Here is a 14,515-nt window from a genome sequence, read left to right as displayed (position 1 = left end):
GAAGATGGCAAAATTGACAAAAAAGCAAAAGGAAGCGGTAAGCAAAGTAGAAAAAGGAAGAATCTATAACCTTGAAGAAGGTTCTGCTCTTGTGAAAGAGGTGAACACAGCAAAGTTTGATGCTTCTGTAGATATCGCCGTAAGACTGGGTGTAGATCCAAGAAAAGCTAACCAAATGGTAAGAGGTGTAGTATCTCTTCCTCACGGTACCGGTAAAGATGTTAAAGTTTTGGCTTTAGTGACTCCGGATAAAGAAGCTGAAGCGAGAGAAGCAGGTGCAGACTACGTAGGTTTAGACGAATACTTACAGAAAATAAAAGAAGGTTGGACGGATGTTGACGTAATCGTTACTATGCCTGCAGTTATGGGTAAACTGGGACCTTTGGGTAGAGTTTTAGGACCAAGAGGTCTTATGCCAAATCCAAAATCAGGTACTGTAACTATGGAAATCGGTAAAGCGGTAACTGAGGTGAAAGCTGGTAAAATTGATTTCAAAGTAGACAAATATGGAATTATTCACGCTGGTATTGGTAAAGTATCTTTTGATGCTGCCAAAATCAGAGAGAATGCTCAGGAACTGATCTCTACTTTGATTAAAATGAAACCGACTGCAGCTAAAGGTGTTTATGTAAAAAGCATTTATTTGTCTTCTACAATGAGCCCTGGTATTGCAATCGATACTAAAGCTGTTAACTAATAATAATCCTTAAGACAATGACAAAAGACCAAAAAGTTGTAGCGATACAAGAGATCAAAGATTTGCTTCAGGATGCAAAAGTAGTTTACGTAGCAGATCTTGAAGGTTTGAACGCTGGTAAAGCTTCAGACTTCAGAAGACAGGCTTTCAAGCAGAATATCAAAGTAAAAGTGGTGAAAAATACACTTTTGCAGAAAGCAATGGAGCAGATCGACGGTGTAGATTTCTCTGAAATGTTTGAAACTTTCAAAGGAAACTCTGCATTAATGATTGCTGAAACGGCTAACGCTCCGGCAAAATTAATCAAAGACTTCAGAAAAAAAGAAGAGAAGCCGGCTTTAAAATCAGCTTTCGTACAGGAAACTTTCTACGTAGGTGACAATAATCTTGATGCCTTAGTAAACATCAAGTCTAGAGAAGAAATGATCGGTGAAATCATCGGATTGCTTCAGTCTCCTATCCAAAGAGTTGTTTCGGCTCTTCAAAACAAATCTGAAACATCAGAAGCTAAAGCTGAAGAAGCTGCTCCTGCTGCGGAAGAAACTCCAGCTGCTGATGCTCCGGAAGCTGCTGCAGAAGGAGAAACTCCTGCTGCTGAATAAGACTCTCAAAAAAAATTAAATAAAACAATCAACAAAAACATTACAACAATGTCAGATTTAAAAAATTTAGCTGAAACGCTAGTAAACCTTACAGTAAAAGACGTTCAAGAATTAGCAACTATCCTTAAAGACGAGTACGGAATCGAGCCTGCTGCTGCTGCAGTAGTAATGGCTGGTCCTGGAGCTGGCGAAGCTGTTGAAGAAAAAACAGAATTCGACGTAATCCTTAAAGCTGCTGGTGCTTCTAAATTGGCTATCGTTAAATTGGTAAAAGATTTAACTGGTGCTGGTCTTAAAGAAGCTAAAGATATCGTAGACGGAGCTCCTGCTGCGATCAAAACTGGTATCTCTAAAGACGAAGCTGAAGCTCTTAAGAAGCAACTTGAAGAAGCTGGTGCTGAAGTAGAATTGAAATAATTTTAAATTATTCCAGATACGAAGCGGTAAAGATTATTCTTTACCGCTTTTTTTGTTTAAAATTTTCATCAAAAAATGAATTACACTAAATAATATCAATTAATAGTTTATTTAATATTTAAATTATTCGCTTTATAATTATTAATTCAGTTACATAATTATTTATAATTTGTAATTATTTATAATTTCACGTTGCAATAATTGTAAATTTAATAATTTGTATTACTTTTGCACCGGAAATATCGGTGTATATGCAGTCAAGAACTAAACTCTTTCCGCAGAAGAAAAAAATTCGTTTCACGGGCGGTTTCTTCGGCAAAAGCCTTTTTTCGCTGCTGCTTTTCCTCGTCTCGCATTTATCGGCTCAAAGCACAGATTCTCAGGAGCAAAACAATTCACCTTCTATTGTACTTACCGGCGGAGCAAAGATTTATTCTGATGACGCGGTTTTTAATGCTGAGATTGCTTCCAAAAAAATCACAGTAAAAAATGCTGTTGTTTTAAATTCTAAAAGCGGCACCACGATTCTTACCGGGAAATCTTCCCGAACAGTTGCTGTCAAAAAGAATAAGAAATCTCATTTAATTGTCAGAAACAGAACCCAATTAATGAGTGCAACTTTGGCAAAGCAGCTGAAGAGTCTCACTGACAGAAAAGCGAAACAGAATCTGTCGGTAATTTTTCACAACGAAGCTTCAGATACTTATTTTACAACAGGAAACTCTATACGGCATTTTTCTATTTTAAATCATCACGATTTATCAAAAATAATTTTTTCGAAAGTTTTTTATTATGAAAATATTCTGCTTTCGTCGTTTCATTACATAGAAGTAAATTATTACAATACAATTTCATTATCATACTGTTCCAGCGATGCTTTTTCGCAGCGACCGCCTCCTTTATTAGCTTAATTTTTTCGTTTTTTTAAATTAAATATCACTTAAACACTTGAGTGAATGATAAGCTAATACATAATTTTATGAAATTTAAATCTATAATTAATTTTTGCTGGTTATCATCAGTATTTATATTTTCTTCAGTAAAAGCACAAACTGTTTTACCTTCAAATACCAATTCAGTAACCTGTTACAACTGTGTACCAACAGGGTGGACTTTCGTCTCTGGAACCCCGGATAAGTCTACAGCGACTGTCGCATCTACGAACGTATCCCCTAATAGCGGAGGAGGCGCAAACTGGGTGACAACGCCAAACGGCGGAACTGTGCTGTTAACGTTGCCTTTACCTCCAAATGCTCATACAAACTGGGTTTCTCTGAGAGATTTGGGAACTTTGACAGGTAATGAAGAATCAGTAAGAGTTTCACTTACCACTTTGGTTACGGGTAGAGTTTACGAACTTTATTTTTACAGTCTTACTGCTGCCACCAATCAGACCGGATTCAGTAATTTCGCCTACTCCGGAAAATATATTGATAATTTTACCACAACTGTAGATGGTACAGGTAACGGTCAGCAGATTCTGACCACTACGACAAATGCGTGGCAGACTCAAAAAGTCACATTTACTGCGACAGCGGCTACAAATAATTTAACATTTGCTGCGCGTACAAATGCGACGGGAGTCACAAACAATGCTGCCGGATTTTTGAATGCTGAGACCGTTCAGATTTCAGTGTCGCCAAACGCGATTAACGGCGTCCCTACTGCAGGTGCTGATGCCGCAAATACTTTGCAAAATGCTCCGGTAACTTTCAGTGTTACTGCTAATGATTCTGATCCCGGCGGAAGTTTAAATTTAACATCGGTTGATCTTGATCCTGCAACACAAGGTTTTCAGACGACATTCACAAATACGCAGGGAACCTGGACGGTGACTGGCGGAAATGTAACTTTCACACCGGTTTCAACATTTGTAGGTACAGCGACGATTCCGTATACAATTCAGGATAATTTTACTTTGGATGGTGCTAATCTTCCTGCGACTTCTGCTCCTGCTACGATTTCTGTGACAGTTATTGCTGATACCGATTTTGACGGTGTGCCGAATAGTATCGATCTCGATGATGATAATGATGGTATTTTGGATACTGCCGAAGGATGTACGGCAACTGTTACAATGGCAACGATTAACGCAACCAGCATCACTGCTTTAAATGCATTGAACACAGCTGTATTTCCATTGGTCCCTCCTGGAGCAACCTTGCCTGGAGGTGGTGTAACCGTAACGAGAACATCTACCGGGCTGGGAAACACCTGGAATTCATTTACTCCGCCAGTTGCTACAGCAACAACTAACGTAAATGGAGTACAGACCGCTCCTTTTTCCACTACATATTTAGATATCGTAGGTACTGTTGCCAGAACATTTTCAGTTGACTTTGGAGTTACCGCATCATCGATCAGCACTGCCAATAACTCCTATCAGTATATCATCGGAATTGCAGGATTGGGTGGGGAAGGTCAGTCGGTTACAAATACATTTTCGGTGCCGCTTACTGTGGCGAGTAATGTAAATGTTTTTAATACCAACCAGTTTTCTCTACTGAACGGCGTGACACCTGTGCAGGGAGCGACGGGAAATATATTTTCTACCAGTACACCAACGGGAACAGCTCAAGGATATACATTCTTTTTAGTTCCTGCAAATGTAGCGTCTGTCGTAATGACGCTTGCTGGTGGAAATGATCCTCATGGTATTATTTTCGGAGTTTATAATGCCAATTGTAATACCGATACAGACAACGACGGAATTCCTAATTACCTGGATTTGGATTCTGATAACGATAACTGTTTTGATGCTATTGAAGGAAATGAAAATGTTCAGAATTCTCAGTTGAACGCAAACGGAAGTATCAATATCGCTACGACCGGTGGTGTAAATGCTCAGGGAATTCCGAATCTTGTGAATCCTGGGGGTCTGGCAGATAACGGCGCAGGAACTATTGGTCAGCTTATCGGTGCTTCGCAAAACAGCGCAATTTCTGCCTGTTTCTGTTATAAGCCCGCTATAGCAACTCTCGGAGGACAATTAAACAGTAACCACGGAATTACGGCTTTGAGAAGAGCCGGTGTAGATCAGGGGAACTGGCCAATGGTGAGAAAAGGTGCGTGGACTGTACTTGAATCAAGAACGAAAGGTTTTGTTCCAAACAGACTTACGACAACACAGATTGCAGCAATTCCAGCAGCAGATCTTATAGAAGGGATGATGGTTTATAATATAACTTTAGACTGTCTTCAGGTGAATACCACGGGTACACCAGCTGGCTGGGCATGTTTTAATACACAGACTTGTCCGATTAATTAATTTAAAATTTAACGTAATCAGTAATGAAAAACTATTTAGCAATATTCATGTTATCGCTTTCCGGGCTTGCTTTGTCACAAATTTCTATCGGTAAGACAACTGTAAATCCTTCCACGTCGCTAGACTTTGGAAGTGACAACAGAGGAATGGTTCTTTCGTGGGTCGACAATGTTGCAGGGGTTACCGGAGCGGTAAACGGTACGATGGTTTATGACCTTTCAGACAAAAAAATAAAAGTGCGGTATAGTGCTGCATGGAAAGATTTGTCTGTCGATACCGGCGGTTCTACTGTTGATCCGCTTACCAACGTAGATGGTGCTCTTCTTCAAAATACACTAAGCGATGCAGCAACAGCAAAAGTAAGCGTGGGAACACCGACTGCCACACCGGGAATTTTAGTTTTGGAAGACACGACCAAAGCCATGGTGTTACCGAAAGTTGACAGTCCGCATCTTAATATTAACAATCCTGCACCGGGAATGATTGTTTATGATGTTAAAAATAAACAGCTTGCTGTATACAACGGCAAATTCTGGTCTTTCTGGAAACAGTAATATTTAATAGATTAACCACTTCAAAACGAAGTGGTTAATTTTTGTATAAATGAAATATATGTTGTATATTTGCAGTTCTTTTGGCGCAAACAACAACATATTTTTTGTAAAACATTCTTAATCAGCTCTTTCATTTTCTGAAAGGGAATTTTTTGTTTAAGATATGCCTTGTTTGTTCTGATCGAAATTTAAAAATATTTTGCATTACGCTGTGAAAAGATATACCAGCGTTGCAGTTAGAAAGAAAATTCAGTTTAAAGTTATCACAATCAGGCTCTTCTGTGTGCGCCAAAACACTTTCGCCTATTTTGTTTTAATCTTTTCCGGTGTTCTTTCTGATATTTTTGTTAATCAAAATATTTTTTAACCCTTTCTTTAAAAGTTTTATGAGTAAAACAACAGCAATTACTAAAGGAAACGAGAGAATTAATTTCTCTACGGCGAAAGGAAAAATTATCACGCCAGACTTTTTGGATATCCAGTTAGAGTCTTTCAAAGAATTTTTCCAGCTAGACACGCTTCCTGAAGACCGTAAGAAAGAAGGTTTGCACAAAACCTTCCAGGAAAATTTTCCAATCACAGACTCCAGAAACCAGTTTGTACTTGAGTTTTTGGATTATCTTGTAGATTCACCACGTTACTCAATCGATGAGTGTGTGGAAAGAGGTTTAACGTATTCCGTTCCTCTAAAAGCCAGACTAAAATTATACTGTACAGATCCTGAGCATGAAGATTTTCAGACCGTTGTACAGGATGTTTATTTAGGTCCGGTTCCTTATATGACTCCGTCTGGTTCATTTATTATTAATGGAGCAGAGCGTGTTATTGTAACTCAGTTACACAGATCTCCGGGTGTATTCTTCGGACAGACATACCACGCCAACGGTACAAAATTATACTATTCAAGAATTATTCCTTTTAAAGGATCTTGGATGGAATTCACAACCGATATCAACAGCGTAATGTACGCGTATATCGACCGTAAGAAAAAATTGCCTTTAACTACATTGTTAAGAGCGATCGGTTTTGAATCTGATAAAGACATTCTTCAGATTTTTGATCTTGCTGAAGAAGTGAAAGTTTCTAAAGCTGCGCTTAAAAAAGTAGAAGGAAGAACTTTGGCTGCAAGAGTTTTGAACACATGGTTTGAAGATTTTGTAGACGAAGATACAGGTGAAGTAGTTTCTATCGAAAGAAACGAAATTATCTTAGACAGAGAAACGGTTCTTGAAAAGGAACATTTAGATCTTATTCTTGAAGCTGGTGTGAAATCAATTTTGATTCACAAAGAAAACAGCAACGAGTTCTCTATCATTCAGAATACATTACAGAAAGATCCAACCAACTCAGAAAAAGAGGCTGTAGAATATATTTACCGTCAGCTGAGAAATGCAGATCCACCCGATGAGGAGACTGCAAGAGGAATCATTGAGAAATTATTCTTCTCTGAGCAAAGATATTCTCTAGGTGAAGTAGGACGTTACAGATTGAATAAAAAGTTGAATCTTAACATCCCGACTACAACTGAGGTTCTTACAAAAGAAGATATCATTGCGATCGTAAGACACCTTATCGAGCTGGTAAATTCTAAAACTGATGTGGATGATATTGATCACCTTTCAAACAGAAGAATTAAGACTGTTGGTGAGCAATTGGCAGGTCAGTTTGGTGTAGGTCTTTCGAGAATTGCAAGAACGATTAAAGAGAGAATGAACGTTAGAGATAACGAAATCTTTACTCCGCTTGATCTTGTTAATGCGAAGACTTTAACATCAGTTATTAACTCATTCTTTGGTACCAACCAGCTTTCTCAGTTTATGGACCAAACCAACCCACTATCAGAAATCACGCACAAGCGTAGACTTTCTGCTCTGGGACCTGGTGGTTTATCGAGAGAAAGAGCAGGTTTCGAGGTGCGTGACGTTCACCATACACACTATGGCCGTATCTGTCCGATCGAAACTCCTGAAGGACCAAACATTGGTTTGATCTCTTCATTAGGTATTTATGCAAAAATCAACACGTTAGGTTTCATCGAAACTCCGTACAGAAAAGTTGAAAACAGCAAAATCGATCTTAATGCAGATCCTATCTACCTGAATGCAGAAGATGAAGAAGATAAAGTAATCGCGCAGGCAAACGTAGAACTGGATGACAACGGAGGATTCTTAACCAACAGAATCACTGCCCGTCTGGATGGTGATTATCCTGTAGTTGAGCCTTCACAGGTTAATCTGATCGACGTTGCACCAAACCAGATTTCCGGTATTTCTGCATCATTGATTCCTTTCCTTGAGCATGATGATGCTAACCGTGCGTTGATGGGATCAAACATGATGCGTCAGGCAGTTCCTTTGTTGAAGCCACAGGCTCCGATTGTAGGTACGGGTCTTGAGCAGCAGGTTGCCAAAGATTCTAGAATCTTAATCAATGCTGAAGGAAAAGGTAAAGTAGAATACGTAGATGCTGATAAAATCATCATTAAATATGAGAGAAGCGATGACGAAGATCTTGTATCATTCGAGTCTGCTACGAAAACATATAAACTGACGAAGTTCAGAAAAACCAACCAGAGCACGACAATTACTTTGAGACCAAACGTAAGAATTGGTGAGACGGTAGAAAAAGGTCAGGTTCTTTGCGACGGTTATGCAACTGAGAACGGAGAATTGGCTCTTGGTAGAAACTTAGTGGTAGCCTTCATGCCTTGGAAAGGATACAACTTTGAGGATGCAATTGTAATCAACGAAAAAGTTGTACGTGAAGACTGGTTTACTTCAATCCACGTGGATGAGTATTCTCTTGAAGTTCGTGATACCAAATTGGGTATGGAAGAGCTTACAGCAGATATTCCAAACGTATCTGAAGAAGCTACAAAAGATCTTGATGAAAACGGAATGATCAGAATCGGTGCTGACGTGAAGCCTGGTGATATCATGATCGGTAAGATCACGCCAAAAGGTGAATCTGACCCGACTCCGGAAGAGAAACTTCTTAGAGCAATCTTCGGCGACAAGGCCGGTGATGTGAAAGATGCTTCTTTGAAAGCAGATTCATCATTGCGAGGTGTTGTGATCGACAAAAAATTGTTCTCTAGAAATATCAAAGATAAAAAGAAGAGAACTGAAGAAAAACTGAAGCTTGAAGAGATTGAAAATACTTACAAAGCGAAGTTTGACGAGTTGAGAAATAATTTGATCGAAAAGCTAAACACTTTGGTTAGCGGTAAAACTTCTCAGGGAGTTACCAACGACTTAGATGAAGAAATCATCGGAAAAGGAATAAAGTTCACGCACAAATTATTGACTTCAGTTGAAGATTATGTAAACGTAAGCGGTGCAGACTGGACGGTCGACAACGATAAGAATGAATTGATCAAACAGTTGATTCACAATTATAAAATCAAATTCAACGATATTCAAGGGGTGAAAAACCGTGAGAAATTTGCAATTTCTATCGGAGATGAGCTTCCTGCCGGGATCATGAAATTGGCTAAAGTATATATCGCTAAAAAACGTAAACTGAACGTTGGAGATAAAATGGCAGGCCGTCACGGTAACAAAGGGATCGTTTCGAGAATCGTTCGTGAAGAAGATATGCCGTTCCTGGAAGACGGAACACCGGTGGATATCGTATTGAATCCACTTGGGGTACCTTCACGTATGAATATCGGTCAGATTTACGAAACTGTTCTTGGATGGGCTGGTCAGAAGTTAGGAATGACTTTCGCAACGCCGATTTTTGATGGTGCTACTTTAGATCAGATTACAGAATATACAGAGAAAGCAGGTTTACCTCAATTCGGCCACACGTATCTTTATGATGGCGGTACCGGAGAAAGATTTACGCAGGCTGCAACAGTTGGTATCATCTATATGTTGAAATTAGGACACATGGTTGATGACAAAATGCACGCACGTTCTATCGGGCCATATTCATTGATTACTCAGCAGCCATTGGGTGGTAAAGCTCAGTTTGGTGGTCAGAGATTCGGTGAGATGGAGGTTTGGGCACTTGAAGCTTTCGGTGCATCAAATATCCTTAGAGAAATCTTGACTGTAAAGTCGGATGACGTGATTGGTAGAGCGAAAACGTATGAAGCGATCGCAAAAGGAGAAGCAATGCCAGAACCTGGTATTCCGGAATCTTTCAACGTATTACTTCACGAGCTGCAAGGTCTTGGATTAGACGTAAGACTAGAGGAATAATTTTAAATTTTAAATTATAAATGTTGAATGGTAACATTCAAAAGTTAATCTAAAATCTGAAATCTAAAATTTAAAATCTAACAAATGTCAAATAAAAATAAAACAAGTCGTTTTAATAAAATAACCATCGGTTTGGCTTCACCGGAATCTATTTTACAGGATTCCAGAGGGGAAGTTTTAAAACCGGAAACCATTAACTACAGAACGCACAAACCTGAAAGAGACGGTTTGTTCTGTGAAAAAATCTTCGGACCTATCAAAGATTACGAATGTGCTTGTGGTAAATACAAGAGAATTCGTTACAAAGGGATCGTCTGTGACCGTTGTGGTGTAGAGGTTACGGAGAAAAAAGTACGTAGAGAAAGAATCGGACACATCGGTTTGGTTGTTCCTATTGCGCACATTTGGTATTTCCGTTCTTTACCAAACAAAATCGGTTACCTTTTGGGTATTCCTTCCAAGAAGTTGGATATGATCATCTATTACGAGAGATATGTTGTGATTCAGCAAGGTATCGCGAAGAAATTAGATGGTTCAGATTTCGATGAGAAAGAATTTCTTACGGAAGAAGAGTATCTTGATATCATGGAAACTCTTCCTACAGAAAACCAGTATCTTGATGATTCTGACCCGAATAAATTCATCGCCAAAATGGGTGCTGAAGCGGTGGAAGAATTGTTGAAGAGAATCGATCTAGATGCTTTGTCTTTCGATTTGAGACATAAAGCTCACAACGAAGGTTCAAAACAAAGAAGAACTGAAGCTCTTAAAAGACTAAACGTTGTAGAAGCATTGAGAGGTGCGAATACGAGAATGATCAATAAGCCAGAGTGGATGATCATGCGTGTGCTTCCTGTAATACCGCCAGAATTGAGACCATTGGTCCCTTTGGATGGAGGACGTTTCGCAACTTCCGATTTAAATGACCTTTACAGAAGAGTAATCATCAGAAATAACCGTTTGAAGAGATTATTGGAGATCAAAGCTCCTGAAGTAATCTTGAGAAACGAGAAGCGTATGCTTCAGGAATCTGTAGATTCTTTATTTGATAATACAAGAAAATCTTCTGCAGTAAAATCTGAATCAAACAGACCATTGAAATCACTTTCGGATTCATTGAAAGGTAAGCAAGGTCGTTTCCGTCAGAACTTACTAGGGAAAAGGGTAGATTACTCTGCTCGTTCGGTAATTGTTGTAGGTCCAAACTTACAGCTTCACGAATGTGGTATTCCTAAAGATATGGCAGCTGAACTTTACAAACCGTTTATCATCAGAAAACTGATCGAAAGAGGAATTGTAAAAACCGTAAAATCTGCAAAGAGAATCATCGACAGAAAAGAACCTGTGGTATATGATATCCTTGAAAACGTGATGAAAGGTCACCCTGTTTTACTAAACAGAGCACCTACGCTTCACAGATTGGGTATTCAGGCTTTCCAGCCGAAGATGATCGAAGGTAAAGCGATTCAGCTACACCCATTGGTAACGACAGCATTTAATGCCGATTTCGATGGTGACCAGATGGCGGTACATTTACCGTTAGGTCCTGAAGCGATCTTGGAAGCTCAGTTATTGATGTTAGGCTCTCAGAATATCTTGAACCCTGCAAACGGTTCTCCGATTACGGTACCTTCTCAGGATATGGTTTTGGGTCTTTATTTCATGACCAAAGAATTAAGCTCTACAGAAGATAAAAAAGTTTTAGGTGAAGGTCTTGCTTTCTATTCTCCGGAAGAAGCAGAAATTGCTTATGCTGAAGGTAGAGTTTCATTGAACGCTAAAGTAAGATGTAGACTTCCAATTAAAGAAAACGGCGAAATCACGACTAAGTTAGCTGAAACTTCTGTTGGTAGAATTTTATTTAACCAAATCGTTCCTAAGCAGTCAGGATATATTAATGAACTTCTTACGAAGAAATCATTAAGAAATGTTATCGGTCGGGTTTTGGCAGATACAGACTTCCCTACAACAGTGAAGTTCCTTGATGCGATGAAAGACTTAGGTTATTCAAATGCATTCAAAGGTGGTCTTTCTTTCTCACTTGGTGACATTGTTGTTCCTGTTGAGAAAAAGAAAATGATTGCGACATCTATTGAAACGGTAGACGAAATCAGAGCCAACTATAACATGGGTCTTATTACAGATACAGAACGTTACAATCAGGTAATCGACGTTTGGACAAACACCAACGCCGGATTAACTGAAATGATCATGAGCAGAATGAAAGTTGACCAAGGTGGATTCAATTCTGTATACATGATGCTTGATTCTGGTGCGAGGGGTTCTAAGGAACAGATCCGTCAGTTATCGGGTATGAGAGGTTTGATGGCAAAACCGCAGAAAGCTGGTTCTACCGGTGCGGAAATTATCGAAAACCCGATTCTTGCAAACTTTAAGGAAGGTCTTTCCATCCTTGAATACTTTATCTCTACTCACGGTGCCCGTAAAGGTCTTGCGGATACCGCATTGAAAACTGCCGATGCAGGTTATTTAACGAGAAGATTGGTAGACGTTGCTCAGGATGTAATCATCACTGAACAGGATTGTGGAACGTTAAGAGGTACAGAAGTTACTGCACTTAAGAAAAATGACGAAATCGTTGAAAGAATTTCTGAAAGAATCTTAGGTAGAGTTTCCCTTCATAATATGTATGACCCTGAAACTGACGAGTTGATTGCTGATGCAGATCAGATCATCGACGAAGTTTTAGCGAAAAAAATAGAGGAACTGGGAATCGAAGCGGTAGAAGTAAGATCACCACTAACTTGCGAAACCAAAAAAGGAATTTGTGCTAAATGCTACGGTAGAAACCTGGCGACCGGTAAGAAAATCCACATGGGAGAAGCAGTAGGCGTAATCGCAGCACAGTCTATTGGTGAACCGGGAACTCAGCTTACATTGAGAACCTTCCACCAGGGTGGTGTTTCTACAAACGTGTCCGAAAACCCTTCAATTGTTGCCAGAAGAGACGGTATCGTAGAACTGGACGAAGTGAGAACAATTACTTCTGAAGACGAAAACGGAAACAAGGCAGAAGTTGTGGTTTCGCGTACGACAGAATTCAGATTGGTTGCTGATAATGATGTGAGAACGCCGTTGATGGTTGCCAATGTACCTTACGGTTCACAGTTGACCGTGAAATCTGGTGATCACGTGAAAAAAGGAGATCTTATTGCAAAATGGGATCCTTACAACGCGGTAATTATCGCTGAAACTTCAGGTAAAGTAGAGTACGAGGATATTATCCAAGGTATTTCTTTCCAACTGGAGATTGATGAGCAGACAGGTTTTGAGGAGAAAGTAATTTCAGAATCAAGAAATAAAAAAGCGGTACCTACGCTTAAAGTGGTAGATTCTAAAGGTGTTGAGCAGAAAGCATACAACTTACCGGTAGGAGCCCACTTAATGGTAAATGATGGTGAGAAGATCAAAGCCGGTAAGGTAATGATCAAAATCCCGAGAAAATCTGCGAAAGCGGGTGATATCACGGGTGGTCTTCCAAGAGTTACCGAGTTATTTGAAGCAAGAAACCCATCAAACCCAGCTGTAGTAACAGAAATCGACGGTGTAGTTTCTTACGGAAAAATCAAGAGAGGTAACAGAGAATTGATCGTTGAAGCGAAAACTGGTGAGCGTAAAATCTATTTGGTAAAATTATCAAACCAGATTTTGGTTCAGGAGAATGACTTCGTGAGAGCTGGTTCGCCACTTTCAGACGGTTCAGTTACTCCGGATGATATTCTGAAAATCAAAGGACCAACTGCGGTACAGGAATATCTGGTAAATGAAATTCAGGAAGTTTACCGTCTTCAGGGTGTGAAAATCGACGACAAGCATTTCGAAATCATCGTAAGACAGATGATGACAAAAGTTTCTATCGTAGACGGTGGAGACACGCAGTTCTTAGAAGGAGCACTTGAGCACAAATATGATTTCCTTGAGGAAAACAACAGAGTATTTGGTCTCAAAGTAGTAACTGAAGCTGGCGATTCGAAAGAATTCAAACCAGGTCAGATGATTACTACAAAAGAACTGAGAGACGAAAACTCGAAACTGAAGCGTGAAGATCAGGCATTGGTAGAAGTACGTGAGGCATTGCCTGCGACAGCAACTCCGGTACTTCAGGGTATCACAAGAGCGGCACTTCAAACCAAGTCGTTCATGTCTGCAGCATCGTTCCAGGAAACTACGAAAGTATTGAATGAAGCAGCTGTGGCAGGTAAAGTAGACAGTCTGAATGGTCTTAAAGAAAATGTAATTGTAGGTCACAGAATTCCTGCAGGTACAGGTCTTAAGGAGTATCAGAACGTGATCGTAGGTTCTAAAAAAGAATTCGAAGATCTTAATTAATTTTAATTTTAATGTTCAGGGTTCAAACTTTTAATTTATTTTTGAACCTTGAACTTTATAAAACTTTAAATAAAAAAAATGGACAACCAAAATCAAAATCAAGATCCAAACAACATCAACATTCAACTGAACGAAATGGTAGCTTCAGGCGTTTACTGTAACCTTGCTTTAGTAAACCATTCTCCATCTGAGTTTGTAGTAGATTTTATCCAGCTTATGCCGGGAGTACAGCAGGCAAACGTGCGTTCTAGAGTAATTCTTGCGCCGCTTCATGCAAAAAGAGTACTTACTGCACTTCAGCAAAACATCGCAAACTACGAGCAGCAGTTTGGCGAAATCAAAGAAGTTGAGCCTTTCGTATTAGGCGGAAACAATGTAAACGCATAAGAAATTTTCTTAATCAAAATAAAAAACGTCCC

The 14,515-nt window shown here is 39.4% G+C and carries 9 protein-coding genes; all 9 read left to right on the top strand.

The annotated features are described in order from the left end of the window. Positions 1 to 4: 4 nt before the first annotated feature. On the top strand, positions 5 to 697 hold the full coding sequence (gene rplA / locus ASG01_RS07860; RefSeq protein WP_055862457.1) for a 50S ribosomal protein L1: 693 nt from the start codon (positions 5 to 7) through the stop codon (positions 695 to 697). A gap of 17 nt (positions 698 to 714) precedes the next feature. After that, positions 715 to 1,299 (top strand): 50S ribosomal protein L10, encoded by a 585-nt coding sequence (gene rplJ / locus ASG01_RS07855; protein WP_055862455.1) that lies wholly within the window; start codon positions 715 to 717, stop codon positions 1,297 to 1,299. A gap of 48 nt (positions 1,300 to 1,347) precedes the next feature. Then, on the top strand, positions 1,348 to 1,716 hold the full coding sequence (gene rplL / locus ASG01_RS07850; RefSeq protein WP_055862454.1) for a 50S ribosomal protein L7/L12: 369 nt from the start codon (positions 1,348 to 1,350) through the stop codon (positions 1,714 to 1,716). 251 nt (positions 1,717 to 1,967) lie between these two features. Beyond that, entirely contained in the window at positions 1,968 to 2,627 is a 660-nt protein-coding gene (locus ASG01_RS07845; RefSeq protein WP_055862452.1) for a hypothetical protein, read from the top strand. A gap of 68 nt (positions 2,628 to 2,695) precedes the next feature. Continuing rightward, positions 2,696 to 4,984: a beta strand repeat-containing protein gene (locus ASG01_RS07840; RefSeq protein ID WP_131725341.1), complete on the top strand. Its 2,289-nt coding sequence runs from the start codon at positions 2,696 to 2,698 to the stop codon at positions 4,982 to 4,984. A 23-nt stretch (positions 4,985 to 5,007) separates the two neighbouring features. Continuing rightward, positions 5,008 to 5,538 (top strand): hypothetical protein, encoded by a 531-nt coding sequence (locus ASG01_RS07835; RefSeq protein ID WP_055862448.1) that lies wholly within the window; start codon positions 5,008 to 5,010, stop codon positions 5,536 to 5,538. A gap of 386 nt (positions 5,539 to 5,924) precedes the next feature. After that, positions 5,925 to 9,746, top strand: a complete 3,822-nt coding sequence (rpoB, locus tag ASG01_RS07830) for a DNA-directed RNA polymerase subunit beta (RefSeq protein WP_055862891.1) — start codon at positions 5,925 to 5,927, stop codon at positions 9,744 to 9,746. Between the two features lie 84 nt (positions 9,747 to 9,830). Beyond that, positions 9,831 to 14,096, top strand: coding sequence for a DNA-directed RNA polymerase subunit beta' (rpoC, locus tag ASG01_RS07825; RefSeq protein ID WP_055862446.1), 4,266 nt, complete (start codon positions 9,831 to 9,833; stop codon positions 14,094 to 14,096). A 78-nt stretch (positions 14,097 to 14,174) separates the two neighbouring features. Further along, positions 14,175 to 14,483: a DUF3467 domain-containing protein gene (locus ASG01_RS07820; RefSeq protein ID WP_055862444.1), complete on the top strand. Its 309-nt coding sequence runs from the start codon at positions 14,175 to 14,177 to the stop codon at positions 14,481 to 14,483. Positions 14,484 to 14,515 lie beyond the last annotated feature (32 nt).

The sequence above is a fragment of the Chryseobacterium sp. Leaf180 genome (assembly GCF_001424585.1).
GTDB lineage: Bacteria > Bacteroidota > Bacteroidia > Flavobacteriales > Weeksellaceae > Chryseobacterium.
Note: the sequence above shows the minus strand (reverse complement) of the source record. Positions and strands in the feature narration are given on the sequence as shown.

What these genes read in the sequence shown, in the direction of transcription:
- ASG01_RS07845 (WP_055862452.1), top strand. Translation starts at nt 1,968, where the DNA reads ATGCAGTCAAGAACTAAACTCTTTCCGCAGAAGAAAAAAATTCGTTTC.
- rpoC (WP_055862446.1), top strand. Translation starts at nt 9,831, where the DNA reads ATGTCAAATAAAAATAAAACAAGTCGTTTTAATAAAATAACCATCGGT.
- rplJ (WP_055862455.1), top strand. Translation starts at nt 715, where the DNA reads ATGACAAAAGACCAAAAAGTTGTAGCGATACAAGAGATCAAAGATTTG.
- ASG01_RS07840 (WP_131725341.1), top strand. Translation starts at nt 2,696, where the DNA reads ATGAAATTTAAATCTATAATTAATTTTTGCTGGTTATCATCAGTATTT.
- rpoB (WP_055862891.1), top strand. Translation starts at nt 5,925, where the DNA reads ATGAGTAAAACAACAGCAATTACTAAAGGAAACGAGAGAATTAATTTC.
- ASG01_RS07820 (WP_055862444.1), top strand. Translation starts at nt 14,175, where the DNA reads ATGGACAACCAAAATCAAAATCAAGATCCAAACAACATCAACATTCAA.
- rplA (WP_055862457.1), top strand. Translation starts at nt 5, where the DNA reads ATGGCAAAATTGACAAAAAAGCAAAAGGAAGCGGTAAGCAAAGTAGAA.
- rplL (WP_055862454.1), top strand. Translation starts at nt 1,348, where the DNA reads ATGTCAGATTTAAAAAATTTAGCTGAAACGCTAGTAAACCTTACAGTA.
- ASG01_RS07835 (WP_055862448.1), top strand. Translation starts at nt 5,008, where the DNA reads ATGAAAAACTATTTAGCAATATTCATGTTATCGCTTTCCGGGCTTGCT.